At 56.8% G+C, this 24,406-nt stretch carries 25 protein-coding genes; 15 read left to right on the forward strand and 10 right to left on the reverse strand.

The annotated features are described in order from the left end of the window. Positions 1 to 104: 104 nt before the first annotated feature. Positions 105 to 1,907, forward strand: a complete 1,803-nt coding sequence (locus B0B07_RS14455) for a M3 family oligoendopeptidase (RefSeq protein ID WP_076760024.1) — start codon at positions 105 to 107, stop codon at positions 1,905 to 1,907. Between the two features lie 7 nt (positions 1,908 to 1,914). After that, positions 1,915 to 2,460 (forward strand): GNAT family N-acetyltransferase, encoded by a 546-nt coding sequence (locus tag B0B07_RS14460; protein WP_076760026.1) that lies wholly within the window; start codon positions 1,915 to 1,917, stop codon positions 2,458 to 2,460. 239 nt (positions 2,461 to 2,699) lie between these two features. On the opposite strand, the gene mreBH is transcribed toward B0B07_RS14460, so the two are convergent. The 5 genes from mreBH to B0B07_RS14480 form a co-directional block, all read right to left on the reverse strand. After that, positions 2,700 to 3,704 (reverse strand): rod-share determining protein MreBH, encoded by a 1,005-nt coding sequence (mreBH, locus tag B0B07_RS14465; protein ID WP_076760027.1) that lies wholly within the window; start codon positions 3,702 to 3,704, stop codon positions 2,700 to 2,702. 240 nt (positions 3,705 to 3,944) lie between these two features. Beyond that, positions 3,945 to 4,097, reverse strand: a complete 153-nt coding sequence (locus B0B07_RS15365) for a hypothetical protein (protein WP_200805827.1) — start codon at positions 4,095 to 4,097, stop codon at positions 3,945 to 3,947. 142 nt (positions 4,098 to 4,239) lie between these two features. Continuing rightward, positions 4,240 to 5,472: an aminopeptidase gene (locus B0B07_RS14470; RefSeq protein WP_076760102.1), complete on the reverse strand. Its 1,233-nt coding sequence runs from the start codon at positions 5,470 to 5,472 to the stop codon at positions 4,240 to 4,242. An 835-nt stretch (positions 5,473 to 6,307) separates the two neighbouring features. Then, entirely contained in the window at positions 6,308 to 6,529 is a 222-nt protein-coding gene (locus B0B07_RS14475; RefSeq protein ID WP_076760029.1) for a DUF1128 domain-containing protein, read from the reverse strand. A 77-nt stretch (positions 6,530 to 6,606) separates the two neighbouring features. Then, positions 6,607 to 7,989 (reverse strand): alanine/glycine:cation symporter family protein, encoded by a 1,383-nt coding sequence (locus B0B07_RS14480; RefSeq protein WP_076760030.1) that lies wholly within the window; start codon positions 7,987 to 7,989, stop codon positions 6,607 to 6,609. Positions 7,990 to 8,200: 211 nt separating this feature from the next. Between B0B07_RS14480 and B0B07_RS14485 the strand changes: the two genes are divergently transcribed. Together B0B07_RS14485 and B0B07_RS14490 are read left to right on the forward strand one after the other, a co-directional pair. After that, entirely contained in the window at positions 8,201 to 8,650 is a 450-nt protein-coding gene (locus B0B07_RS14485; protein ID WP_076760103.1) for a hypothetical protein, read from the forward strand. Positions 8,651 to 8,675: 25 nt separating this feature from the next. Further along, positions 8,676 to 9,653: a YihY/virulence factor BrkB family protein gene (locus B0B07_RS14490; protein WP_076760032.1), complete on the forward strand. Its 978-nt coding sequence runs from the start codon at positions 8,676 to 8,678 to the stop codon at positions 9,651 to 9,653. A 174-nt stretch (positions 9,654 to 9,827) separates the two neighbouring features. Here B0B07_RS14490 and B0B07_RS14495 read toward each other — a convergent pair whose 3' ends face one another. Further along, positions 9,828 to 10,007 carry an SE1561 family protein gene (locus tag B0B07_RS14495; RefSeq protein WP_076760034.1) on the reverse strand — a complete coding sequence of 60 codons (180 nt, stop codon included), beginning with the start codon at positions 10,005 to 10,007 and terminating at the stop codon, positions 9,828 to 9,830. A 338-nt stretch (positions 10,008 to 10,345) separates the two neighbouring features. Further along, positions 10,346 to 10,729, reverse strand: a complete 384-nt coding sequence (locus tag B0B07_RS14500; RefSeq protein ID WP_076760036.1) for an OsmC family protein — start codon at positions 10,727 to 10,729, stop codon at positions 10,346 to 10,348. Positions 10,730 to 10,822: 93 nt separating this feature from the next. On the opposite strand from B0B07_RS14500, the gene B0B07_RS14505 reads away from it, so the two are divergent. Next, on the forward strand, positions 10,823 to 11,986 hold the full coding sequence (locus B0B07_RS14505) for an MFS transporter (RefSeq protein ID WP_407643882.1): 1,164 nt from the start codon (positions 10,823 to 10,825) through the stop codon (positions 11,984 to 11,986). 94 nt (positions 11,987 to 12,080) lie between these two features. Here B0B07_RS14505 and B0B07_RS14510 read toward each other — a convergent pair whose 3' ends face one another. Beyond that, positions 12,081 to 12,878 carry a polysaccharide deacetylase family protein gene (locus B0B07_RS14510; RefSeq protein ID WP_076760039.1) on the reverse strand — a complete coding sequence of 266 codons (798 nt, stop codon included), beginning with the start codon at positions 12,876 to 12,878 and terminating at the stop codon, positions 12,081 to 12,083. 50 nt (positions 12,879 to 12,928) lie between these two features. Further along, positions 12,929 to 13,828, reverse strand: coding sequence for a TIGR01777 family oxidoreductase (locus B0B07_RS14515; protein ID WP_076760041.1), 900 nt, complete (start codon positions 13,826 to 13,828; stop codon positions 12,929 to 12,931). Between the two features lie 114 nt (positions 13,829 to 13,942). On the opposite strand from B0B07_RS14515, the gene recX reads away from it, so the two are divergent. Genes recX through B0B07_RS14530 form a run of 3 tightly spaced genes read left to right on the forward strand, consistent with a single transcriptional unit; the run spans position 13,943 to position 15,355 of the window. Further along, entirely contained in the window at positions 13,943 to 14,755 is an 813-nt protein-coding gene (recX, locus tag B0B07_RS14520) for a recombination regulator RecX (protein ID WP_076760042.1), read from the forward strand. Next, the gene (locus tag B0B07_RS14525; protein WP_076760044.1) at positions 14,752 to 15,081 is read left to right on the forward strand and encodes a YfhH family protein; all 330 of its coding nucleotides are present in this window, start codon (positions 14,752 to 14,754) and stop codon (positions 15,079 to 15,081) included. The genes recX and B0B07_RS14525 overlap by 4 nt, the downstream gene beginning before the upstream one ends. Positions 15,082 to 15,085: 4 nt before the next feature. Beyond that, the gene (locus B0B07_RS14530) at positions 15,086 to 15,355 is read left to right on the forward strand and encodes a YfhJ family protein (RefSeq protein ID WP_076760046.1); all 270 of its coding nucleotides are present in this window, start codon (positions 15,086 to 15,088) and stop codon (positions 15,353 to 15,355) included. A gap of 57 nt (positions 15,356 to 15,412) precedes the next feature. Here the strand turns inward: B0B07_RS14530 and B0B07_RS14535 are convergent, their stop codons facing one another. After that, positions 15,413 to 16,399, reverse strand: coding sequence for a metal-dependent hydrolase (locus B0B07_RS14535; RefSeq protein WP_076760048.1), 987 nt, complete (start codon positions 16,397 to 16,399; stop codon positions 15,413 to 15,415). Between the two features lie 101 nt (positions 16,400 to 16,500). Here B0B07_RS14535 and mutY point away from each other — a divergent pair, with 101 nt between their 5' ends. The 7 genes from mutY to B0B07_RS14570 all read left to right on the forward strand — a co-directional run bounded on the left by mutY (position 16,501) and on the right by B0B07_RS14570 (position 24,330). After that, positions 16,501 to 17,556 (forward strand): A/G-specific adenine glycosylase, encoded by a 1,056-nt coding sequence (mutY, locus tag B0B07_RS14540; RefSeq protein WP_084186715.1) that lies wholly within the window; start codon positions 16,501 to 16,503, stop codon positions 17,554 to 17,556. Positions 17,557 to 17,801: 245 nt separating this feature from the next. Next, positions 17,802 to 17,972, forward strand: a complete 171-nt coding sequence (locus B0B07_RS15580; protein ID WP_076760107.1) for a gamma-type small acid-soluble spore protein — start codon at positions 17,802 to 17,804, stop codon at positions 17,970 to 17,972. A 135-nt stretch (positions 17,973 to 18,107) separates the two neighbouring features. Then, a complete protein-coding gene (gene ntdP / locus B0B07_RS14550; RefSeq protein ID WP_076760050.1) occupies positions 18,108 to 18,653 on the forward strand; it encodes a nucleoside tri-diphosphate phosphatase in 546 nt (181 codons plus the stop codon). A gap of 77 nt (positions 18,654 to 18,730) precedes the next feature. Beyond that, positions 18,731 to 20,467 (forward strand): ABC transporter ATP-binding protein, encoded by a 1,737-nt coding sequence (locus B0B07_RS14555; protein ID WP_200805828.1) that lies wholly within the window; start codon positions 18,731 to 18,733, stop codon positions 20,465 to 20,467. Positions 20,468 to 20,706: 239 nt separating this feature from the next. After that, complete coding sequence (locus tag B0B07_RS14560; RefSeq protein ID WP_076760054.1) at positions 20,707 to 21,723, forward strand: ABC transporter ATP-binding protein; 1,017 nt, start codon at positions 20,707 to 20,709, stop codon at positions 21,721 to 21,723. Beyond that, positions 21,698 to 22,717 carry an ABC transporter ATP-binding protein gene (locus B0B07_RS14565; RefSeq protein WP_076760055.1) on the forward strand — a complete coding sequence of 340 codons (1,020 nt, stop codon included), beginning with the start codon at positions 21,698 to 21,700 and terminating at the stop codon, positions 22,715 to 22,717. The genes B0B07_RS14560 and B0B07_RS14565 overlap by 26 nt, the downstream gene beginning before the upstream one ends. Beyond that, positions 22,714 to 24,330, forward strand: coding sequence for an ABC transporter substrate-binding protein (locus tag B0B07_RS14570; protein ID WP_076760057.1), 1,617 nt, complete (start codon positions 22,714 to 22,716; stop codon positions 24,328 to 24,330). The genes B0B07_RS14565 and B0B07_RS14570 overlap by 4 nt, the downstream gene beginning before the upstream one ends. Positions 24,331 to 24,406: the final 76 nt, after the last annotated feature.

The following is a 24,406-nucleotide window of genomic DNA, read 5'->3' on the forward strand; positions in this document are numbered from 1 at the left end:
TGACATCTTATTGCCAGTTGGAACGTTTCGCCAATCGAATAACCGTGATATAATGGAGGGGATCGATTTTTGTGAAAATTGGCAAACGGGCAGGGGGAATTTTGATGACAACCAAGACTTATCCGGTCACTTGGGACCTGGAAACCTTCTTCAAGGGCGGCAGTGCCTCTTCGGAACTTCGGAGCCATCTCGACGAGGCCTCGGATCTCGTGCAGGGCTTTGCGGACCATATTTCCGCCTTCCACACTCCGGAGAGCACTTCGGACGCCGGACGGGTGGCAGAGCTCCTGGAAGAGACGAAAGAGACGATGAACCATCTCCGGGAGGCGGGCGCGGTCATCGGATGCTACCTGGCACAGGACACGACCGACAAGCAGGCGCTTCTGCTGCAGGGAGAGACCTCTGCGCTCGGCGCGAAATTCCAGACTGCGTTCATGTCATTCCAGCAAAAGCTCGCCAAGACGGACGGCCCGGTCTGGGATGAACTGCTCCGGCAGGACGGTCTGAAGGAATTCGCCTTCATCCTCGGAGAGTGGCGCAGAAAATCCGCCGACAGGCTGCCGGAAGCGGAGGAAGCGCTCATCACGGCGCTGTCGGTCGACGGCTACCACGGCTGGGGCGAGCTGTATGACCTGCTCGTCGGGGATACGAAAGTGACCGTGACGGTCGACGGGGAAGCGCGCGAGCTGTCGGTCGGGCAGGCGAACAACCTCAGTTCCCACCCGGACGCTGCGGTGCGGAAGGAAGCATTCGAGAAACTCGAGGCGGCCTGGGCGGAGAAGGAAGAGTTCTTTGCAAAGGCGCTGAATTCGATCGCCGGCTACCGTCTGGCCGTCTATGAAAAACGGGGTTGGGATCACGTTCTGAAGGAGCCCCTTGAGTATAACCGGATGAAGGAAGAAACACTCGACGCGATGTGGGGGGCCATTTCTGCGAACAAAGAACCGTTTGCCCGCTATCTCGGGCGGAAGGCGGAACTGCTCGGCAAGCAGAAGCTTGACTGGTATGACGCCGACGCGCCGGTGACGGAATCGACGGCGACGATCGGCTACCAGGAAGGGGCCGAGTTCATCATCGACCACTTCGGCAAATTCGGGCCTGAGCTGCAGTCGTTCGCCCGCATGGCGCTGGAGGACGGCTGGGTCGAGGCGGAGGACCGCCCGAACAAGCGGCCGGGCGGCTTCTGCACAGGCATGCCGCAATCCGAACAATCGCGGATCTTCATGACGTACAGCGGCTCGATGTCGAATGTGGCCACGCTGGCCCATGAGCTGGGCCACGCGTTCCATTCATACGCACTCCGTCCGGTCCATTCCCTCAATCGCGGATATGCGATGAATGTCGCCGAGACCGCGTCCACGTTCGCGGAGATGATCGTGGCCGATGCGGCAGTGAAGGAAGCGAAGACAGAAGAAGAGAAACTTTCGCTGCTTGAAGACAAGATCCAGCGCAGCGTGGCGTTTTTCATGAACATCCATGCCCGCTTCCTGTTCGAGACGAGGTTCTACGAAGAACGCAAGAAAGGCATCGTTTCTTCCGACCGTCTGAACGAACTGATGGAAGAGGCACAGCGCGAAGCGTATGCGGGCGCACTGGGCGAAGCCCATCCGCACTTCTGGGCATCGAAGCTTCATTTCTATATTACCGGTGTGCCCTTCTACAACTTCCCGTACACGTTCGGCTATCTGTTCTCCCTGAGCATCTATGCGAAAGCGCTCGAGGAAGGCGAGGCGTTCGAAGAGAAATACATGGCGCTTCTCCGGGATACGGCCGTCATGACGGTGGAAGACCTGGCCATGAAGCACCTCGGGGAAGACATCATGAAGCAGGAATTCTGGGAGAAGGGCGTCCGGCTCTGTGTCCGCGACGTGGAAGAGTTCCTTGAATTGACTGCACGTAAAGGATGAATGCGCCGTGATTACGCTGAGAGGCGAGAATGTCGTGCTCCGTGTCCTCAATGATGACGACGCGCTTGCGATGACCAATCTCGTATCACGCAATAAACTGTATTGGTCGGTTTATGAGCCGCGCCATGACAGTTCTTATTATACGGTCGCCGTACAGCGGGAAAAAATCCGGGAATCCCTCCAGCAGCTGAGGGAGAAAAGGGAATACAGCTTCGGCATATTCCGTGCGGACAACAACCGGCTGATCGGCCATATTTCCCTTTACGGGATCAAGCGGCTCCCGTTCCTGAGCGGATTCGTCGGTTACTCAATCGACCAGGTTGAAACAGGCAAAGGCCTCGCCACGGAAGCGGTCCGGCTTATTGTCCGGTTCGGCTTCGAGCGGGCGGGCATCCACCGGATCGAAGCCTATGTGTCTCCGAGGAATGCCGGCTCCGTCCGCGTCCTGGAGAAAGCGGGCCTCCAGCAGGAGGGGCTGCTCCGTCAACTGCTCTTCATCAACGGTGAATGGGAGGACCACTACCTGTACGCCATCCTTGAAGACGACCATTGAAAGGGCAAGGCCGCCCTGCGGAGACATCTGTCCAAACTGAGAAACCTGTTCCGGTGAGCCGGAACAGGTTTCTTTGGGTGAAGGGGGAGGAAAGGGAAGAGGCGGGTGCATGAGCGGGGGAACAGGGGGCCCTGGAAAGCCTCGCGACCTCCGCCCTCAGCATGCACCCGAGGAAGCTGCAGTCCCAACCAAAAACCCGTTCCGCCACAAAGGCCGGAACGGGTTTCTTCTTCCTTCTATCACAATGCCACTTTTCTCAAGGTCATGATGGTGCCGAGCGCTTTACCGGTGCCGACCGCGACGGCTGCCATTGGTTCAGGCGCGGTATGGACCGGGACGGAAATGACTTGGGAAAGCCAGTCCTGAAGCCCGTTGAGTAGAGAGCCTCCGCCGGTGAGCACGATGCCCTGGTCGACAATGTCGCCGGACAGTTCGGCGGGGCACAGTTCCAGTGTAGTCCGGATGGCTTCCAGAATCGTTTCCATTCCTTCTTTCAGGCAGTGCTGGATATCACGGGAATGGAGCGTGATCGTCTTCGGTAGGCCCGTGACGACATCCCGTCCGCGGACTTCCATCGTCTTCGCTTCATGGGCGACGGGGGCATATCCGATTTCCTTCTTGATCGCCTCGGCAGTTTGTTCGCCAATCAGGACATTATGGCGCTTCCGTACATACTGGATGATTTCCTCATCCATTTTGTCCCCGGCAAATTTGACGCTGTTGGACGAGACGACTCCGCCGAAGGAGATGATGGCGACTTCGGTCGTGCCGCCGCCGATATCGACGATGACATTGGCGATCGGTTCATCGACCGGCAGATCGGCACCGATTGCGGCGGCGACGGGTTCCTCGATGAGATGGACTTCCTTCGCGCCGAAAGACTTGATCGCGTCCACAATGGCGCGCTGTTCGACGGAAGTCGCGCCACAAGGGACGGCCGCCACAACGCGGGGCTTCCGGACGGATTGTCCGATCGCCTTGGTCGCCTTGGCCATGGCGGATTTCAGCATGACCGCAGTCATGTCATAATCGGCGATGACGCCGTCCCGCATCGGGCGGATAGCCCGGATCTGGCCCGGTGTCTTGCCGATCATCACTTTGGCTTCGTTGCCGACTGCGATGATGGCACCGCTTTGATCCACGGCGACAACGGCAGGTTCATTGAAGACAATTTCTTTCGAGCTCGTATAAATGAGCAAATTGGCTGTGCCAAGATCTATTCCAATATCAGTAGAGTTCCACATGGTGAAATGCCTCCCGGTGACCGTGATTTCTGCTTCTCATAGTATAGTGGAAAGCCTTCACAAGGCAAAATGGTGAATGTTGGATTATGACAGAAGAAATGAGGTCAAAGGGATAATTTTTCCTTGATAAAGGAAAAAAATAGAGACCAAAGGCCTCTTTTGTTACAGACTTTTCATCGTAATGAAATCAGTTCGTAAATAAAATATCATGTAAAAAGCTGCCGTTGCCGGCAGCTTTTTTTATAGATCGAAGTTATGATCGTGTTCAGGTTTCGGATCGATGATGTTGGAGTCCTCAGCCACCATTCCTTTTTTGAGGAAATGCATGATGAAGAGTCCGACGAACAGAAGGATGACCATATAACCGATGACGGTTGTATACATGAGCCACATGCGGGAACACTCCTCTCTAAATCAGGTTCTGTCGTAGTCTATAGCCAGTATACTACAATTCCCGCACAAATTTAAGAGGGGGTTAATGGAACCGTTCCGAATTGTGACAGATTTGTACACAGGTCAGCGCCGGTCAATCCAATCAGAATGCCCACTCGCCGCCGCGGAAAATCGGCTCGCGTGTACCGTCATCCAGAATGCCGTCGATGTCCATCTGATCGGAGCCGATCATGAAGTCAACGTGCGTGATGCTTTGGTTGAGCCCATGCGCTTCGAGTTCAGCCCGGTCCATCTCCTTGCCGCCTTCCACGCAGAAGGCATAGGCACTTCCGATTGCAAGGTGGTTGGACGCATTTTCATCGAACAGCGTGTTGAAGAACAGGATGCCGGAAGTCGAAATCGGTGAGGAATGGGGAACGAGCGCCACTTCTCCGAGCGACTTGGCTCCTTCGTCCGCCTCGATGAGGTGCTTCAGCACATCTTCGCCCTGTTCAGCTTCCACCGCGGAGATCCGGCCGGACTCGAATGTGATCTTGAAGTTGTCGATGATGTTGCCGCTGTAGCTGAGCGGCTTCGTGCTGGAAACATAGCCGTCGATCCGGTCTTTATGCGGGACGGTGAACACTTCTTCCGTCGGCATATTGGCCATGAATTCGTTGCCCTTCGCGTTGATGCTGCCGGCACCGGCCCACAGGTGGCCTTCAGGAAGGCCAATCGTCAGGTCCGTTCCCGGTGCAGTGTAATGAAGCTTGGCATACTTGCGCTCGTTCAGATGCTCGACTTTTTCGTGCAGGGTTTCATCATGTTTCTTCCATGCGGCGACCGGATCCTCCGTGTCCGCGCGGACGGCCTTGAAGATGGCGTCCCAGAGTGCCGGCACCTGATCCGCTTCCGGCTTGTCCGGGAAGACCTTTGCCGCCCAGGCCGCGGACGGAGCGGCGATGACCGTCCAGCTGACCTTGTCGGACTGGACAGCCTGGCGGTAGCCCTCGAGCGCCTGGCCGGCCGTTTTCTGGAACGTGGCGATCTTGTTCGGATCCGCGTTCTTCAGCAGGTCGGGGCTTTGGGAGACGATGTTCATGAATGCCGCATTCATGTCGATGAGCTCCTGGCGCATCGCGGGAATCCAGTCAGGGAACTCGGAAAACGATGCTTCCGGTGCGAGCTCGTAGCGGAGGCGGGTCACTTCGTCATCGCCCCAGTCCACGATCACGTGGCTGGCTCCGGCTTCGTATGCTTTTTTCACGACGAGGCGGACGAACTCCGCCGATTCAATCGACGCCCCGATGTACAGCGGCTGGCCCGGCTGGACATTGACACCGACCTTCACTGCCAGTTCCGCATATTTTTCAAGATTTTCTTCAAAAGTCGCCATCATTCAAAACCCCTTTCTGTTCTATGAATAGTCTACCAATTCCGGCGGGTTTCCGCCAACGTGCGAGTGGACAGATCCTCAAACTTTTTGGGAGGGTTTTTTAGCCGGGGCCGTGCGGCTTCAGGGGGTTATGTCCGATGCGGTGGCGGTTCGGGTTTTTAACGGCCGATCGTGGGAAGTTCACGCCCGATGTGATGTAGTGCCCGAGATTCGTGTACGATCGAGGAAGGTTCGCGGCCGATGTGGAGCGGTCCGGCAATTCGTGTCTGATCGTGGGTGTTTCGCGACCGATGTTGCACTGTGCCCGAGATTCACGGCCGGTCTTGGGAAGTTTGCGCCCGAGCTCTGCGGCCGATGAGGAGCCGTCCGGCAATTCGCGTCTGATCGGGGGTGTTTCGCGACCGATTTTCCACAGTGCCAAAGATTCACGGCCGATCGTGGGAAGTCTGCGCCCGATCGTGTGAAGCTCGCGACCGATGTGATGCAGTGCCCGAGATTCGCGTCCGATCGAAGAAGGTTCGCGCCCGATGTGAAGCCGTCCGGCAATTCGCGTCTGATCGGGGGTGTTTCGCGACCGATGTTCCACTGTGCCGAAGATTCACGTCCGGTCGTGGGAAGTCTGCGTCCGATTGAGGAAGGTTCGCGACCGATGTGAAGCCGTCCGGCAATTCGCGGCCGATCGAGAAACGTTCACGCCCGGTACGCCCTGTGCCAGAAATATACGCCTGATCCGTCACCCGCTCCGAAAGCCACCCCGAATCCGTCACCACTCAAAAAAATCAAAAGAAAACCGGGTCGCCTTTGGCGGCGCCCCGGCTTTCCCGTGTTCACGTCATCATTTTCTCATGTTGCCGAGTTCGGCCGCAATGGCCTGCATTTCATTCGGGCTGAAGCTGTCCCGTTTCATGACCATTTCGTAGAGGTCCAGCAGATCTTCGTAGTCGCTTCCGTTGAAGTGCTCCGATTTCATGGCGTCCACGTTGACCATGCGCAGCTTTTCTTTGATGGCGGTGATCATGTATTCAATATTTTCGCTTGACGGGTTTGTGAGATTCATAGGTTTCACGCCTTTCGTCTGACTCGAACCATTTTTGCACTAAATGGCGAGGGTGTCAAACTTGGCTCCGGCCGGGATCACTCGGCAGGTTCTGCTGCGGCAAGCCCTTTTTCCGCTGCTTTTTCCTCTCCGATCTTTGCGCGGAAACGCCGTGTTTCCGCCACGATGACGCCCGAGAGTCCGAGGAGGCCGATCAGGTTCGGGATGGCCATGAGTCCGTTCATGACATCCGAGAAGAGCCAGACCACGTCGAGTGTCGCCGTTGCGCCGAAGTAGATGACCACGACGAAGAACAGCCGATAGTAAATAAGAAGACCCGGCTTTTTCGGGAACAGGTACTGGAAGCACTTTTCCCCGTAATAGGCCCAGCCGAAGATCGTCGAAGTGGCAAAGAAGATGATTCCGATGCCGACGATATACTGTCCCGCTCCTCCGAAGAATGTACCGAACGCGGTCGCCGTCAGCGTCCCGGCCGTCACTCCGTCGTCCTGCCATGCGCCGGACATGACAATCGTCACGGCGGTGATGGAGCAGATGATGAGCGTATCGAACAGCACCTGGGTCATCGAGATGAGCGCCTGGCGTCCCGGCATGTCCGTCCGAGCAGCCGCTGCCGCAATCGGCGCGGACCCGAGGCCGGCTTCGTTCGAGAAGAGACCGCGCGCCACGCCGAAGCGGATGACCGCACCGATCGCTCCGCCCGTGACGGATTCAATGCCGAATGCATGCTTGAAAATCGTGGCGAACGCACCCGGCACGAGGTCGAAATTCGTGACCATGACGATGGCGCCCGCAATGAAGTAGAACAGAGCCATGATCGGGACGAAGAAGGCCGTGACCCGCCCGATCGATTTGATGCCGCCGAGGATGACGAGCGCCCCGAGGACCATCAGGACGAGGCCTGTCACCCAGTAAGGGACGTTGAACGTCATGTTCACCGCGTCGGCGACCGCTTTGGACTGGGTTCCGTTCCCGATCCCGAATGCGGCGAACGTGCCGAAGAGGGCGAACATGAGACCGAGCCATCGGGCCTTGAGCCCGTGCTCCAGGTAGTACATCGGTCCTCCGGCCATCTGGCCGTTCACATCGATCGTGCGGTACTTGACGGCCAGGATGGCCTCGCCGTATTTGGTCGCCATCCCGAAGAATCCGGCGAGCCACATCCAGAACACTGCACCCGGTCCGCCGAGCGTGATGGCGGTGGCGACCCCGACGATGTTTCCGACTCCGACCGTCGCGGCCATCGCGGTCATGAGCGCCTGGAACTGGGAGATATCCCCCTCTGCGCGCTTGTCATGCTTTCTGGAGAAGACTTGCCTGAGCGAGTAGGGCAGCAGCCGGACCTGAATGAATGCGAGACGGAATGTCAGGAAAATACCTGTCCCGACGAGCAGGATGAGCAGTGGCGGCCCCCAGATGAATCCGCTGATCGTGTCCAGAAACTTTGACAGAGCGTCCATTTTGTTTCCCCCTTTTTCTGTTGTTCTTTTTAATTATAAGAGGCCTCTGTTCTATATCACCTCTTATCTTTTAATATTCCGAAAAGTCGGCTCGTTAGTCAAGACCCAATTTTAAGTTGGTGCCCAAGTCCCCTTGTTTGTCGCCTGTGTACCGGGGGTATAATGGAATATGCAAATGAAGCAGAAAATTGATAAGACGGAGGGATCCATGATGGCAGGAAGTAAGTTTGGAAAGATGGTGGCACTCGGGGCGCTTGCAGGGGCTGTGATCAGCATGTTCGACCGGAATACCCGGGAGTCGATGATGGGCACTGCAAAGAAGCTCGGGGCGGACATGAGGTACTATGCGAAGAATCCTGACATCCTTCAGTGGAAAGTTCAGGAGCAGATGAATAAATACAGGGCGCTGTCCGACCAGTTCAGCTCCGACAAGCAATATCTGGTCGAAAAAGCGAACGAACTGAAAGAACTCACGCCGACTGTAAAAAGCCTCGTTGAGGACACGAAGGAAGCGTTCACCGATTCCAAGGATATGATCGTCCAGGCGAAGGGTGAATACAAAGACATCGCCAAAAAGCCGATGCAGGGCACCGATGAGACCTTTGTGCCCGAACAGGCATATCAGGACGGGACGGTTGACGAGAACGGCGCAAAAAACTGAACAAACGGAAAGGGGGGAGACCGCCATGGCGACTGACCGCAAAAAGCGGGAACATGGCAGGCGAGCAGTCAATGGGGAGGAAGGCCTGAAAGACAAAGTGAAAACGTTTGTCGAGGACGTGAATGACGGCGATCTGGTCCGGTTTGACGTGACGACCGGACAGGGATTCTTCAAGGAATTGCTGACCCGCATCAAAATGGTCGATGTGACCGGCCTCGGTTCCCAGCTCGCCTATTTCTTCCTATTGTCGATGTTCCCTCTCCTCATCTTTCTGCTGACCCTGCTGCCGTACCTGAACATCGACCAGTCCGCCATATTCAGCTTCCTTAAAGAATATGCGCCGGCGAACGTGTACAGCATCATCGACAGCACGGTCGGAGAAATTCTCGATACCCGGAGAGGCGGCCTGCTGTCCTTCGGGATCATCGGGACGATCTGGTCGGCGTCCAGCGGGATGAACCGCCTGTCCAAGGCGCTGAACCAGTCCTACTTCGCAAAAGAGAAGCGTTCATACTTCGTGACGCGGGGTCTGTCGGTCGTGTTTACGCTTGCATTGGTCGCCGTCGTGGCGGTGGCGCTTGCGCTGCCGGTGTTCGGCCAGCAGATCGGCCAGACGCTCTTTTCCTATTTTGGCCTGGAGCAAGGGTTCCTTACACTGTGGAACAGTATCCGCTGGGTCATCCCGCCGGTCCTGATCTTTACGGTGTTCACCTTGATCTACTGGCTTGTGCCGGATGCCAAAGTTAGATTCAAGGATGCCGTGCCGGGGGGAATCTTCTCGACCGTCGGATGGATCCTCACTTCTCTCGGATTCTCGTTCTACGTCGGAAACTTCGGCAATTATTCCAATACATACGGAAGCATCGGGGGCATCATCGTCCTGATGATCTGGATGTATCTGTCTGCAATGATCTTGATCGTCGGGGGCCAGATCAACGCAGTCATGCAGGAGAGGCGGGAAGTGAAAAGGGCAAAAGAAAAAAGCGGTGTCATCGGGGCCTGACCCCGGGCATCGCTTTTTTCCGTTCCGGAATGAAAACTTCGGCAACAGGATGACGCGACCGGCAATCCCTACAAAAAGCCGGCTTCCCCAAATGCGGAAGCCGGCTTCTGACGAAAATCGGGTCGTGATGTGTGGGTGCCCCCTAACGTATGGAGGGCTTCAGACTTCCGTGCTTCAGCCTTCGGAACGGGTGATCTGGGATACTTTCTCGTCGATTTCGTCAATCATGGAAATCAGCCGGTCGATCTCCTCGAGGTCCGCGGTTTCCGGCTCAAGATGTTCGAGTGTATCGAGGAAATCGCTCAAACGTTCCTTCAGGTATTCCACCTGCTGTTTGTGATCATGCTGCTTCATAACGTACACACACCTCAATTCTGGATGGTTTGATTGTAAAGGGAAATGCCGGGGATTTCAAACCGGATAGGACAAAAGCATTATTTTAAATAAAACAAAGGTTTTGAATATTTACAATGGTCTATTAACATGCTACAATGAATTCAACTTAAAGAAAGAGGGGAGGCCGTAGTGGAAGAGTCGGAACTGGCATCCTGAACGTAAGCGAAGGAGGGGATTCGGACTTTCACAGGCAGAACAGCCGCGAAATACGAGATGATGAAAAACTTAACATGGTGTACTCAAAAGTAGAAGGCTCAGCCGCCGGGAATCCGATGACTGAGCCTTTTTGCGTGCGGTCATTTCGTGATTTCGTAAGTCTCTTTCACATCAATCGAGTTTTCCACCGAGCGGACCATCGAGCAGTTTTTCTTCGTCAGCTCCATCACACGCGGCATTTTCGATTCGTTGACGTCACCTTTGATGGTGAAGTGCAGGTGGATCCGTTCGATCCGGTCGGCTTCGTCGGGGTTGCGGTACAGGTCTTTCACTTCGATCGTGATGTCTTCCGCGGGCATGCGCATCTTGTCCAGAACTTTCCGGAGGACGCCCCCGCTGCACACTGCAATCGAGGAGACCATCAGCTGATAAGGCCGGAACCCATATTCATCATTTGCCGAGACATCGAGTGTTCCAAATTGGGTTTCTGTCCGGAATCCGTGCTCTGTCATTGAATATTTCATAGCCATCCCTCCCTATATGATAGAATTGTACAGGATTTAAGTGCCGGAATCGAAGATCGTATACCGGCGGGGAGGAAACAGGTTTTGGCAAAAATTGAATCAGGCCGGGCGAGGTACTGGGTCCTCGTCATGATCGTGGCCATTTCGGGATTTTCCCAGGGGATGCTGCTGCCGCTCATCTCCGTCATCTTTGAACAGGACGGCGTGTCCTCGACGCTCAACGGGCTGAATGCCACCGGGCTTTATATCGGAACGCTCATCATCTCGCCGTTCATGGAAGCGCCGCTCCGCCGTTTTGGATACAAGCCGGTCATCGTGTTCGGCGGACTGGCGGTCTTCTTGTCGCTCCTGTTGTTCCCTCTGTGGAAGAGCGTCATGTTCTGGTTCGTTCTCCGGCTCATAATCGGAATGGGGGACAATGCGCTCCACTTCGCGACCCAGACATGGATCACGAGCACCACGCCGCAGGAACGGCTCGGCCGCAATATCGCGGTTTATGGCCTTATGTTCAGCGCCGGGTTTGCGGTCGGGCCGCTGTTCGTTCCGCTTATCCATGTGTTTGAAGGGTTGCCGTTCATCGTATCGGGCCTGCTCTGCATGGCTGCCTGGTCGCTCGTGTTCCTGCTGAAAAATGATTTCCCGGATATCATCCAGGGGAACGAGGCATCCCTGTCGTTCATCCGCCGCATCCGGGAAACGATGAAGGTGGCCTGGGTCGCCTTCATTCCGCCGTTCGGCTATGGATTCCTCGAGTCTTCGCTCAATGCCATCTACCCGGTGTATGCGCTCCGGGAAGGCATCGACGTTTCGTACATATCGTTCATTCTCGCCGCATTTTCCGTCGGTGCCATTACATCGCAGATTCCGCTCGGCATGCTCAGTGACCGGATCGGGCGCCGCTCGGTCATCATTTTCGCGCTTGGTGGCGGTGCGGCCGCTTTCTTCGGAGCAGGTTTTGCGGGATCGGAAGCTCTCGGAGTCCTGGTCGCCGTATTCATCGCCGGGATCTTTGTCGGATCGACCTTTACGCTCGGCATCTCCTACATGACCGATCTGACACCCAAGATGTTCCTGCCGATGGGCAACCTTCTATGCGGGATTTTCTTCAGCGTCGGCAGCCTGACCGGACCAATCCTCGGCGGCTACGTCGTCGGCCGGGAAGCGGGCATCGGCTACCTGACGTTCATTGCCATGTTTATCGCATTGCTGTTCATCGTTTTCCTGATCGGGCGTCCGCAGCCAAAACGTGCCGTGTGATTCCCGCATCCCGTAAACACAGTGCCGCCGCTCCTCTGTCCGGAGCGGCGGCATTTGTTTTGGATGGGGTTTCCGTTAGATCCGGAAGGTTGCCTCAATGGTCCTCGGGGAAGAAAGCCTCCTCGACCAGGTCATCGAGCGTCCCGAACGTATAGCCCTGTTTCCGTGCATCCCGGATGAATGCCGGCAGGTCGTCCGAGTTGTCGGGAGAGACGGTGTGCATGAGGATGACCGCACCCGGATGGAGCTGCCTCATCAGCTCGTTGTATGAGTATTGACCGCCTTTTCGCTGGTCCCGGTGCCAGTCGATGAAAGCGACCGACCAGAAAATATGCCGGTACCCGAGACGGTTTCCGACTTCGAGAACATTGGCATTGAACGTCCCCTCCGGCGGGCGGGCATAGTGCGTCCGTTCGACGCCTGCCACTTCACGCAGGCGGTCGTCGAATTTCTTCCATTCTGTCTCCAGCTCTGATGCGGACATTCGGGCCATGTTCGGGTGGCCGTAGGAATGGTTGCCGATCGTGTGCCCGTCCTTGACCATGCGCTTCACGAGATCGCCGGCACTTTCAAGGTAATGGCCGGTGAGGAAAAACGTCGCCGAGATGTTTTCTTTCTTCAGCGTATCGAGGATCGATTCGGTATACCCGGCCTCATATCCGTTGTCGAACGTGAGGTAAGCGATCTTTTTGTCGGGAGATCCCTTATATAGGGCACCATACTCTTCAAGCAGGCCGTTGAGCTCCGCCCCGGCATCCGGCGGGACACCGCCCGTCGCTTTCTTGAAGCCCCAGTGGAGTTCCCCGGCTTCGGCGCGGAACGGGCTCATCAGCAGACCGACCGCAAGAATGGCCGTTGCGATGAAAATTCCGGTCACGTGAGTCTTGGACATATGAAAACGCAACCTTTCTTTTTTCTATAGGTTGCGCCGTGAAAATTGTTTTATGCCTGATATATATATTCAAGGGCAGAACGTACTTCCGGAAATTGAAATTCGAAACCGGCTTCTCTCAGGCGGGCGGGCACGACATGCTGGCCTTTCAGGACAATTTCACTTTTTTGGCCAAGAGCGGCCTTCAGGGCAAATGACGGCGCCGGCATCCAGTGCGGGCGTCCGAGTGCCCGGCCCACTTCTTTTCCGAAGTCCTTCATCCGGACGGCTCCGGGCGCAACCGTGTTCACAGGTCCGGACAACGAGCCGGCTTCGATTGCAAACAGGATCGCCCGTGCAGCATCTTCCACGTGGATCCAGCTCACCCATTGCCGGCCGCTGCCGACCGTGCCCCCGGCAAACAGCCTGTATGGAAGCGAGATGAGCGGAAGTGCTCCGCCGCCCCGTCCGAGCAGGATGCCGAACCGCATGAAAACCGTCCGCACCCCGAATTCTTCCGCCGATCGGGCCTTCCACTCCCACTCCCTGACAACACCCGGGAGGAAACCGTCGCCCTGCCGGCTGTCTTCCGTAAAGACGTCCGTCTCCGAGTAAGGATAAACACCGACGGCGCTTGCGTTGACGAGCACCTCCGGCTTGACGGGAAGCGCACGGATGATCCGGAGCACTTCGGCAGTAGCCCGGATCCGGCTTTCACGGATGTCGGCTTTTCGTTCATCGGTCCACCTGCCGTCGTTGATCGACGTGCCGGCCAGATTGACGATGGCATCGGTTTCCCCGAGTTCAAGCTCCGGCCGGCTGCCGTCCCGCAAATATCCGATTTCGCGTGCCGGACCGCCGTAATTTCCGGGGTTCCTTGTCAGGATGACCGGTTCATGCCCATTTTCAATGAGCAGTCGGACGAGCGTCCGGCCCAGAAATCCGGTGCCGCCGGTGATGGCGATTTTCATTGCGCATCCCTCCATTTTCTATGAGTATACCCGTTCTGCCAGAGGAAGGCCCGCCGGGCGTGAAGGGCATTGCCAGAACAGGTATAATGGAAGAACAGGACGGGAGGTGCGTGTATGCCCGAAATCACAAAAATCGCTCTGCAGAAAAACAATGCCGAGCGCTATAATATTTTTTTGGACGGAAAATATGCTTTCAGCGCGGATGAGCAGATCCTGATCCGCTTCGGACTCATGAAGGGGAAAGTGCTCGACGATTGGGAAATCGATGAAATCATCTATGGGGATGAAGTGAAGAAAGCCTATAATAAGGCGATCCAGTTTCTCGGCTTCCGGATGAGAAGCGAGCACGAGGTGAAGGAAAAGCTGCTGTCGGGCGGTTTTGGCGAATCGGTTGCCCTTGAAGCGATCGTGAAGCTCCGCGAGCAGGGCTTCCTGGATGATGAATCGTTCTCAAAAGCGCTCCTTGAGACGCGCAAGCGGACGGCGAAGAAAGGTCCTGCCGCCATCCGCCAGGAACTTCGGCGAAAAGGCATCTCACAGGATCTGCAGGAAGAGGCGATGGCCTCGTTCCCGGAAGAGGAACAATTGAGGCTCGCCGAGGAGCTCGCGCGCAAAATGGCCGACAGGAGCGGGGGGCGGACGCCGCTGCAGCTGAAGCAGAAGATCCAGGATTCGCTCATGAGGAAAGGATACGGCCATGGCATCATTTTGACCGTGCTCGGGCGGATCGAAGACGACCTGCTGCCCGAAGAAGACGAATGGGACGAACTCACCGAAAAGTGGGGAGGAAAGGCCTGGCGGACCCACAGCGGAAAGCACACCGGTGCGGAAAGGCGGCGCCGGGTGAAGCAGGCGATGTACCAGAAAGGCATACCGGCAGACCGGATTGACCGGTTCATCGAGGAAAGAGAGGCAGAGGAACAATGAACGAAAAAAGCTACAGCGAGATGACAGAACATGAACTCCGGACGGAGGTCGCCCGGTTAAAGGAGAAGGCGCGGAAGGCCGAGCAGCTCGGCATCGTCAATGAATTCGCCGTCTATGAGCGGAAAGCGGTGATGGCGATGGCCTATCTGACGGACCCGTCCACCATCCAGCCGGGCGAAGTGTATCGCATTCTCGGGGACGAAGGGAACTTCTTCAAAGTGGACTATCTGAAAGGCCGGTTTGCCTGGGGCCACCGTCTCGGCGGGGAACTCGAACTTGAGGCGCTCCCGATTTCGATGCTGGAAAACCTGAAGAAAGGGAAGTGATCGGATGGGACATGACCAGATGGAAGCGCTCGCCGTCCGGCTGATGGAAGAGAACGGAAGCCTGTCTGCGGATCGGGCGAGGACTTGGAGCGAGCTGCTCGTGTCAGACATTGAGTCGTCATATGCCCGCGCCGGATACGGCATGATGGAAGACGAACAGACCGTGGCCATGGTCAACCGTTGGATCGATGCCTATGGCAGCCGGCTTGATGAATTCAAGGCCACCAATCTGAAGATTGCCGCACTGCTCGATGAAGAAGGACCGGTCAGCTGAATCCACTCCATGAAAAAACCGCCGGGCCCTGTCGGTCCGGCGGTTCTGATTGGTTCATCATCCTTCTTCATGGGCGAACTGGAGCTTTTTCCTCAGCTTATCCTCGCTGAAAATCCAGCCGGTGTAGGAGTTGCGGATCCTCATGCGGTCATCGATATGGGCGACCGCTACAAACGGATAGTATTCCTTGCTCCGGTAGCGGAGATCGATCAGCCGGACTTCGCATACTTGGCCGAGGTCGGTGATTTCCCACCTGTAGATCGGGGAAAAGCTCAGGAATGCCCGGAGGTTCGGGTCCTTGAACGCCGTCCGGACCAGTTCATTGTCCGGAATTTCCCTGCGGCGGAACTTGTCGTAGATGGTGACGGAGCGGCCATATGCACGGCCCACATAATGGTGGGAGCCGGAGCAGGCGGCGATCCGCCATTGCATGAACTTTATCGTCGGCGCGATGATGATTTCCTCGGCATCCGGAATCGTCCGTTTCACGGCACTTCGCACCGCGGACTGGACCGCAAAACGGACAATATAATAAACGACGAGGACCGCGTAAAGGACGACAACGGTCCTGACCGGATCGGCGCCGAGCAGCCAGGCGAGCAATGCCAGGACGTGAGTCCCGAAAATATAAGGGTCGAATGTATTGATGACGCCGAGAGCCACCCAGCGGTCTGAAAACGGACGCAGCGCCTGGGTTCCGTATGAGTTGAAAATATCGACAAACACATGCAGGAAGACCGCCAGCTGCGTCCACAGCCAGACATGGAGAAAGTCCGACCCAGGCACGATGAGCGAAAGCGGGACGGCAATGATGAGCGGCCAGGCAAGCATCATCGGAATGGAATGGGTGAAGCCCCGGTGATTCCGGATATAGACGGCATTGTTCCTGAGCTTCAGGACTGTATCGATATCAGGAGCCTGGGAACCGAGCATGAGGCCGGCGTAGACGACCGATGCGGTTGCCGTGTGTTCGGCAACGAGCGGGTCGGCGTGGGCAAGGCCGCAAAGTGCAAGCCCCATGACGATATGGGTGCCGGTATCCATGGCGTTTCCCCCTCTCGATGGCCCCGTCGAAAGCGGGGGCCGCTAAACAATTATATACCCCAAGAAGCTTTGCCTAATCGTAACACAACAGGAGGAAAATCGTGCGTTCAAACGACTGGAAAACAAAATTCAGGGAAGTGCTCACAGACTGGTACCGGCGGGAACGCCGTGACCTTCCGTGGCGCCGTACCTGCAATCCGTATTGGATCTGGATTTCGGAAGTGATGCTTCAGCAGACGCGCGTGGACACGGTCATCCCGTATTATTTGCGCTTTACGGAGCGCTATCCAACCATGGAGGACCTCGCCTATGCACCGGAGCAGGAACTGATGAAAAATTGGGAGGGGCTCGGTTACTATTCCCGGGTCCGGAACCTTCAGGCGGGCGTCCGTGAAGCTTATGAAACCTACGGGGAAGTGCCGGCAGATCCGGAGCGGTTCCGAAAGCTGAAAGGCGTCGGTCCCTATACGGCGGGAGCGGTCATGAGCATCGCCTTCGGCATCCCCGCACCGGCGGTGGACGGGAATGTCATGCGGGTGCTCTCAAGGGTGCTTCTCATCGAAGAAGACATAGCAAAGCCGAAAACGAGGAAGATCTTCGAGGCGGCGGTCATGGACCTGATCGACCGGGACGATCCGTCCTCGTTCAATCAGGGGCTGATGGAACTTGGCGCGACCGTATGCACGCCGACCCGGCCGAAGTGCCTTCTCTGCCCGGTGCGTGAATGGTGCGGCGCCTACCATGAAGGCAGGGAAGAGAGCCTGCCGGTCAAATCAAAAAAGAAAAAGCAAGAAACCGTGCCGCAGACGGTCATCGCCGTGAAAAGTCCTGACGGACGCTGGCTGCTCGAGCAAAGGCCGGATGACGGACTCCTCGCCGGCATGTGGCAGTTCCCGACGGCAGAGACCGGCGATCCGGCCGAAGCGGTCCGGCAGATCACCGAACGCCACCGACTCGATCTCGGTCCTTTAAAGGAGGCCGTCCGGTTCAAGCACATATTCACACATCGCATCTGGGAAGTCGAAGCGTTCGAAGCCACATCGTCAGCCGTCGGTGTTCCTTCCGGAAGGAGCGGATGGTTCCTGCCCGAAGAGATCAACTCCCTCACGCTGCCGAATCCGACGAAGAAAGTGCGGGATGCGGTGATCGGGGGATGATGAACGGGAAGCGCGTTGAAATGACTGATTGGGAGCGGCGGGTTTCAAGTAAGACTGAACCGTCCCGAACGGACCCATTTTAAAGAAAATTTTACCACCCGAATAAAAAAACGCTCCGTGCACACCATAATGAGCACGGAGGTGAGAAATCCATGACGAAGAACAACAACGACCAGCAGCGCAACCGCAACGAGCGGGACAATCGTAACGAGCGGAACAACAACAACAACCGCAACAACGATCAGCTGCAACGCGAAGAGTTTGGCTCTGAGACGGACATTCAGCAAGTCCGAAAGCAGATTCGGGGCGAAGAATTCGGATCTGAAACGGACGTGCAGCAAGTCCGCCGCCAGAACCAGAAGTCTGAACAGAACAAACAACAGGCTTCCTTCCGCGGGAACCGGAACAACAAATAACGGAATGGATTTTAACCACCAGCCGGAGGGGCATTTGCCCCTCCGGTCCTTTTCATTTATCTTTGGCCGGTTCATTGCTATAATGAAAAGATAACAAATAATCCGAACGGCCGTCTTGCAAGGGGGGTTGATACGATGGCAATCCCGAAAGAAGGAGAAAAGGTCCAGATCCACAGTTACAAGCACGACGGGAAGATCCACAGGGTCTGGCAGGAAACGACGGTGCTCAAAGGGACGAAGAACATCATCATCGGAGCGAATGAACGCACGCTCGTCATCGAGTCGGACGGGCGGACGTGGCTCACGCGCGAGCCGTCAATCGTCTACTTCCATGCGGAGCATTGGTTCAACATCATCTGCATGCTGAGGGACGACGGCGTCTATTACTACTGCAACATGAGTTCACCGTTCGTCTACGACAACAAGATGGTGAAGTATATCGACTATGACCTGGATGTGAAAGTGTTCCCCGACATGTCCTATAATCTCCTCGATGAGGATGAATATGAGGAGCATAAGGAACTGATGAAGTATCCGGACGTCATTGACAAAATCCTGAAGCGGAACGTCGATAAGCTGACCGGCTGGATCAAGCAGCGGCGCGGACCGTTTGCACCCGATTTCATCGATGTTTGGACGTCCCGCTACGAATTCCACAAGCAGTTACAGGCACGGAACTGACAGCCTGCCCCAAACGGGCGGGCTGTTCAGCTGTCTAAAAGGAAGGATGATGCACACTGGGCAGCATGAGACGCTATATGCAATTTGTCCGTCCGTACGGCTGGATGATTGCCCTCACACTGATCATCGGGATCGTGAAATTCGCCATCCCGCTCTTCATACCGTATCTGATCAAAATCGTCATCGACGATATCATCGGCTCCGATATCCTGAGTGCCGCCGAAAAGAAGGAGCAGCTCATCTGGTGGCTCGGGGGCACGACGCTCCTGTTCTTCCTGATGCGCCCGCCAGTCGAGTATTTCCGGCAATACTACGCGCAGTACACGTCGAATAAGATCTTGTTCGACATCAGGAGCCAGATCTATGACCACCTGCAGAAACTCAGCCTGAAATACTATTCCAACACACGGGCGGGGGAAGTCATCTCCCGCGTCATCAACGACGTGGAGCAGACAAAGAACTTCGTCATGATCGGCCTCATGAACGTCTGGCTGGACCTTGCGACCATCCTGATCGCGGTCGGCATCATGCTGACGATGGACGTGAAACTGACGCTCGTCACACTCCTCGCATTCCCGTTTTACGCGTGGAGTGTCAAATACTTCTTCGGACGCCTCCGGGAACTCACCAGAACCCGTTCCCAGAAACTGGCCAACGTCCAGAGCTATCTGCACGAGCGGGTTTCGGGAATGAGCGTCATCAAGAGCTTCGCGCTTGAAAAGCGGGAGAAGAAGCTGTTCGACGAAACGAACGGCGAGTTCCTGGATGCCGCGGTCGCCCATACGAAATGGAATGCGAAGGCCTTTGCCGTCGTCAACACGATCACAGACGTCGCCCCGCTGCTCGTTATCGGCTATGCAGGCTGGCATGTGATCGGCGGAAGCCTGTCCGTCGGAACGATGGTCGCCTTTGTCGCCTACATCGACCGGCTGTATAACCCGCTCCGCCGCCTCGTCAATTCTTCGACGACGCTCACCCAGGCGGTCGCTTCGATGGACCGGGTGTATGAACTGATGGACGAGGAATACGACATAACGGACAAGCCGGGCGCCGTTGAGATGCCCGAGGCTGCCGGCAAGGTCGAGTTCCGCAACGTCCGCTTCAATTATGAGCCGGACGGGGAACCGGTGCTCGACAATCTGAGCTTCACCGTGAACCCCGGCGATACCGTCGCCTTCGTCGGCATGAGCGGCGGCGGCAAATCAACGATCATCAGCCTCATCCCCCGCTTCTATGATGTGACGGACGGCGCCGTCCTGATCGACGGCATGGATGTACGGGATGTGAAGGTCGAGTCGCTCCGCCGCAACATCGGCATCGTGCTGCAGGACAACCTGCTGTTCAGCGACACGGTCATGTCCAACATTCTCATGGGCAAGCCGGAGGCGACGGAAGAAGAAGTGATCGCGGCAGCCAAAGCCGCGAACGCCCATGACTTCATCATGGGCCTCCCGTACGGATATGACACGGAGGTCGGGGAGCGCGGTGTCAAATTGTCGGGCGGGCAGAAGCAGCGGATCGCCATCGCGCGGGTATTCCTGAAAAACCCGCCGATCCTCATTCTCGATGAGGCGACTTCTGCGCTTGATCTGGAGAGCGAGGCGCTCATCCAGGATTCGCTTGACCGGCTTGCCCACGACCGGACAACGATTGTCGTCGCCCACCGGCTGTCGACGATCACCCATGCGGACAACATCTTCGTCATCGATCACGGCGAACTGAAAGAAAGCGGCACCCACATGGAACTGCTTGAATCCGGCGGCATCTACCATGACCTGTTCCTCGTCCAGGAACTTGATGTGCCGGAACATTAAACTGGATAACGGAAGCTGCGCGGAGACCGGAAAACGGCCTCCGCGCAGCTTCTTTTTTTTCGAGAAGAAGGAGTCCGTCCGGCCGGTGATGCGGGGGGATCTGCCGCCAAGAGAAACGGTGATGTCCCCGAATGTACGTTGTATGACTTCAGTGGGCCCTCTTGCATATTTGCACAACATTTGTATAATAAGATAACGCTGAACAGTCAGAAAAATGAAGAGAAAAAAGGGGGGACGGCATGGTCGGGAAACCGAAAGTGCTCAGTGTCAATGGGCTCCGGACGTCCTTTTTCACGGACGGGGGCATCGTGCCGGCGGTCGATGGCATCAGCTTTGATCTATATGAAGGGGAGATCCTCGGCATCGTCGGGGAGTCCGGCTGCGGCAAAAGCGTCACTTCTCTCTCCATCATGGGGCTCGTCCCAAGCCCGCCCGGCAAAATTACAGGAGGAGAGATCCTTTACGGGGGAAGGGATCTGACAAAACTGAAGGAACGGGAGATGCGCAAGGTCCGCGGGAATGACATCGCAATGATTTTCCAGGAGCCGATGACCTCCCTGAATCCCCTGTTCACGATTGGCAGCCAGATGACCGAGGCGCTTCTGATCCATACGAATCTCGGCAAGAGGAAAGCGCGCCGGCGGGCGGCGGAGATGCTGAAGCTCGTAGGACTTCCCCGCGTCGAGGAGATCATGGACGAATATCCGCACCAGCTTTCGGGCGGGATGCGCCAGCGGGTGATGATCGCGATGGCACTCGTCTGCGAGCCGAACATCCTGATAGCCGATGAGCCGACAACCGCGCTGGATGTGACGATCCAGGCCCAGATCCTGAAACTCATGAAAAAGCTGAATGAGCGCCTGGATACGGCGGTCCTGCTCATCACGCACGATCTCGGCGTCGTGGCGGAAACGTGCGGGCGGGTGATCGTCATGTACGCAGGCCAGATCGTCGAGGAGGGGCCCGTCACAGAGATTTTCCGCAATCCCCAGCACCCGTACACCGAAGGACTGCTCAAATCTGTTCCGGACATGCGATTCAAACAGGAGCGCCTGGAGCCGATCCCGGGCAACGTGCCGAGGCCCGGGGCCATCAGGCACGGATGCCGCTTCGCTGCGCGCTGCCCGTACCGGTTCGACCGCTGCACGGCGGAGGACCCGGAACTGTACGGCACGCAACCCGGCCATTTCGCCCGCTGCTTCCTCCGGGACAAAAAGGAGGAGACGGCACATGACGAAACCCTTGTTGAAAGTTGAAGGTCTGAAAAAATATTTCCCGGTGAAAAAAGGGCCCCTTGGCCGTGTAAGAGGCCATGTCAAGGCGGTTGACGGTGTGAGTTTTGACGTGTATCCGGGGGAAACGCTCGGAATCGTCGGGGAATCCGGCTGCGGAAAGTCGACGACCGGGCGGATGCTCATGCGGCTGCTCGAACCGACGGAGGGACGGATCGAGTTCGACGGGCGGGAACTGACGGGCCTGGGTCCGGAAGAGATGAGGAAAGTGCGGCGGGATATCCAGATGGTGTTCCAGGATCCGTTTGCTTCCCTCAATCCGCGCCATACCGTCGGGAAGATCCTTGAGGAGCCGCTGATCGTGCACGGAGTGAAGGATGCCGCCGACCGCAAGAAGAAAGTGCGCGAGTTCCTCGACATCGTCGGGCTGAGCGGTTACCACGCTTCACGGTATCCCCATCAGTTCAGCGGCGGCCAGCGACAGCGCATCGGGATCGCCCGCGCGCTCATGACGAACCCGAAGCTCATCATCGCCGATGAGCCGGTGTCCGCACTAGACGTGTCGATCCAGTCCCAGGTGCTGAATCTCATGCAGGACCTTCAGCGCGAATTCGGGCTCACCTATATTTTCATCGCGCATGATCTCGGCGTCGTGCGCCATATCAGTGACCGTGTCGGCGTCATGTACCTCGGCCGGCTCGTGGAGCTTGCGGACAGCGAGGCGCTCTACGACAAGCCGCTCCATCCGTATACGCAGGCTCTCCTGTCGGCCGTTCCGGTGCCGGATCCGGGTTTCGAGCGGGAGCAGATCGTGCTCGAGGGGGATATCCCGAGCCCGGCCAACCCGCCTTCCGGCTGTACATTCCATACACGATGCCCGTTCCGGATGGACGTCTGCATAACGACTGTGCCGATTCTCCGGCAAACCGATACCGGTCATTCTGTCGCCTGCCACCTCTATGGAGGGGAAGCGGACGGCAATGATAATAAAACTCTAGTGACGGAGGGGTCAATTTGAAAAAGGGGAAAATATGGTCGCTCATCGTCCTGCTCGTCTTCTCGATGATGCTTGCCGCCTGCTCATCGGGGGACAGCGGCAGCGAGGGAGAAAAGGGCAGCGGGGACGGCGGCTCAAGCGGAGGCAACAAAACGCTCGTCTTCGGGCGCGGCGGGGATTCCGTTTCTCTGGATCCATCGTCTGTGACCGACGGCGAATCGATGAAAGTCGCAGCCAACATCTTTGAAACGCTCCTCAACTTCGGCGAGCAGGACACGACGATCCACCCGGGCCTGGCCAAGGAATGGGAAGCGTCCGAAGACGGTCTCACGTATACGTTCCAGCTTGAAGAAGGCGTCAAGTTCCATGACGGTACCGATTTTAACGCGGAAGCGGTCGTCAAGAACTTTGAGCGCTGGGCAAACGGAGATGCCGATACGTTCCCTTATTATCAGTCGATGTTCGGCGGGTTCAAGGGAGACGAAGGGCATGTGATCGATTCTGTCACTGCGGACGGGGACTATACGGTCATCTTTAAGCTGAAGCGCCCGCAGGCCCCGTTCCTGAAGAATGTCGCCATGACCATGTTCGGGATCGGAAGCCCGACCGCATTTGAAAAAGACGGCGACAAGTTCGGCGACAATCCGGTCGGAACCGGGCCGTTCAAGTTCGTCGAGTGGAAGCGAAACGACTCCATCACGATCGAAAAGAATGAAGACTACTGGAAAGACGGTCTGCCGAAACTTGACCGCGTCATCTTCCGGTCCATTCCGGACAATGCGGCGCGTCTGAACGCGCTCATCAAAGGCGACGTGGACCTGGCCGACGGCATCAACCCTTCGGACGCAGGCACGATCGAGGGCGATGACAATCTCCAGCTGTTCGAGCGTCCGTCCATGAATATCGGCTACCTTGGCATGACGGTCACACGCGAGCCGTTCGGCGACGCGAAGGTCCGCCAGGCATTCAACCATGCGATCGACAAGCAGGCGATCATCGATGCCTTCTTCGAAGGTGCGGCCGAAATCGCGAAGAACCCGATTCCGCCGTCCGTATCCGGATACAATGATGCGATCGAAGGCTACGACTTCGACCCGGAGAAGGCGAAGGAACTTCTTGCCGAGGCCGGATATCCGGACGGTTTCGAGATGGACCTGTGGGCAATGCCAGTGCCGCGTCCGTACATGCCGGACGGCCAGAAGGTGGCAGAGGTCATCCAGAAAAACCTGGCCGACATCGGGGTAAAAGCGAACATCGTTTCGTATGAATGGGCAACCTACCTTGAAAAAGCGAGCAAGGGGGAGGCGGATGCATTCCTTCTCGGATGGACCGGGGACAACGGGGATGCGGACAACTTCATCTATGCGCTCCTTGACCGCGAAAGCATCGGCAGCAACAACTACACCTACTACGACAATGCCGAACTTCATGACATCCTGATCGAAGCCCAGACCGAAGTGGACGAAGACAAGCGCAATGAGCTGTATGCAAAGGCACAGGAGATTGTTCACGAAGATGCTCCTTGGGTCCCGCTTGCCCACTCGATCCCGCTGCTCGGCGGTTCTGCTGACATCACTGGCTTCAAAGCCCATCCGACGGGTTCGGACATTCTGACCAACGTGGATTTCAAGTGACGGATGAGGGGGAGGGCGGCTGACGTCCTCCCCCTTTGGGTTTGAAAAGACTTTGCAAACTGAACTCAGGGAGTGG

It is taken from the genome of Edaphobacillus lindanitolerans (assembly GCF_900156305.1).
Taxonomy (GTDB): domain Bacteria; phylum Bacillota; class Bacilli; order Bacillales_A; family Planococcaceae; genus Bhargavaea; species Bhargavaea lindanitolerans.

Excerpts from the sequence above, each read along its gene's own strand:
- B0B07_RS14455 (WP_076760024.1), top strand. The coding sequence starts at position 105 with ATGACAACCAAGACTTATCCGGTCACTTGGGACCTGGAAACCTTCTTC.
- mreBH (WP_076760027.1), bottom strand. The coding sequence starts at position 3,704 with ATGTGGAACTCTACTGATATTGGAATAGATCTTGGCACAGCCAATTTG.
- B0B07_RS15365 (WP_200805827.1), bottom strand. The coding sequence starts at position 4,097 with ATGTGGCTCATGTATACAACCGTCATCGGTTATATGGTCATCCTTCTG.
- B0B07_RS14470 (WP_076760102.1), bottom strand. The coding sequence starts at position 5,472 with ATGGCGACTTTTGAAGAAAATCTTGAAAAATATGCGGAACTGGCAGTG.
- B0B07_RS14475 (WP_076760029.1), bottom strand. The coding sequence starts at position 6,529 with ATGAATCTCACAAACCCGTCAAGCGAAAATATTGAATACATGATCACC.
- B0B07_RS14480 (WP_076760030.1), bottom strand. The coding sequence starts at position 7,989 with ATGGACGCTCTGTCAAAGTTTCTGGACACGATCAGCGGATTCATCTGG.
- B0B07_RS14485 (WP_076760103.1), top strand. The coding sequence starts at position 8,201 with ATGGCAGGAAGTAAGTTTGGAAAGATGGTGGCACTCGGGGCGCTTGCA.
- B0B07_RS14490 (WP_076760032.1), top strand. The coding sequence starts at position 8,676 with ATGGCGACTGACCGCAAAAAGCGGGAACATGGCAGGCGAGCAGTCAAT.
- B0B07_RS14495 (WP_076760034.1), bottom strand. The coding sequence starts at position 10,007 with ATGAAGCAGCATGATCACAAACAGCAGGTGGAATACCTGAAGGAACGT.
- B0B07_RS14500 (WP_076760036.1), bottom strand. The coding sequence starts at position 10,729 with ATGAAATATTCAATGACAGAGCACGGATTCCGGACAGAAACCCAATTT.
- B0B07_RS14510 (WP_076760039.1), bottom strand. The coding sequence starts at position 12,878 with ATGTCCAAGACTCACGTGACCGGAATTTTCATCGCAACGGCCATTCTT.
- B0B07_RS14515 (WP_076760041.1), bottom strand. The coding sequence starts at position 13,828 with ATGAAAATCGCCATCACCGGCGGCACCGGATTTCTGGGCCGGACGCTC.
- recX (WP_076760042.1), top strand. The coding sequence starts at position 13,943 with ATGCCCGAAATCACAAAAATCGCTCTGCAGAAAAACAATGCCGAGCGC.
- B0B07_RS14525 (WP_076760044.1), top strand. The coding sequence starts at position 14,752 with ATGAACGAAAAAAGCTACAGCGAGATGACAGAACATGAACTCCGGACG.
- B0B07_RS14530 (WP_076760046.1), top strand. The coding sequence starts at position 15,086 with ATGGGACATGACCAGATGGAAGCGCTCGCCGTCCGGCTGATGGAAGAG.
- B0B07_RS14535 (WP_076760048.1), bottom strand. The coding sequence starts at position 16,399 with ATGGATACCGGCACCCATATCGTCATGGGGCTTGCACTTTGCGGCCTT.
- ntdP (WP_076760050.1), top strand. The coding sequence starts at position 18,108 with ATGGCAATCCCGAAAGAAGGAGAAAAGGTCCAGATCCACAGTTACAAG.
- B0B07_RS14555 (WP_200805828.1), top strand. The coding sequence starts at position 18,731 with ATGCAATTTGTCCGTCCGTACGGCTGGATGATTGCCCTCACACTGATC.
- B0B07_RS14560 (WP_076760054.1), top strand. The coding sequence starts at position 20,707 with ATGGTCGGGAAACCGAAAGTGCTCAGTGTCAATGGGCTCCGGACGTCC.
- B0B07_RS14565 (WP_076760055.1), top strand. The coding sequence starts at position 21,698 with ATGACGAAACCCTTGTTGAAAGTTGAAGGTCTGAAAAAATATTTCCCG.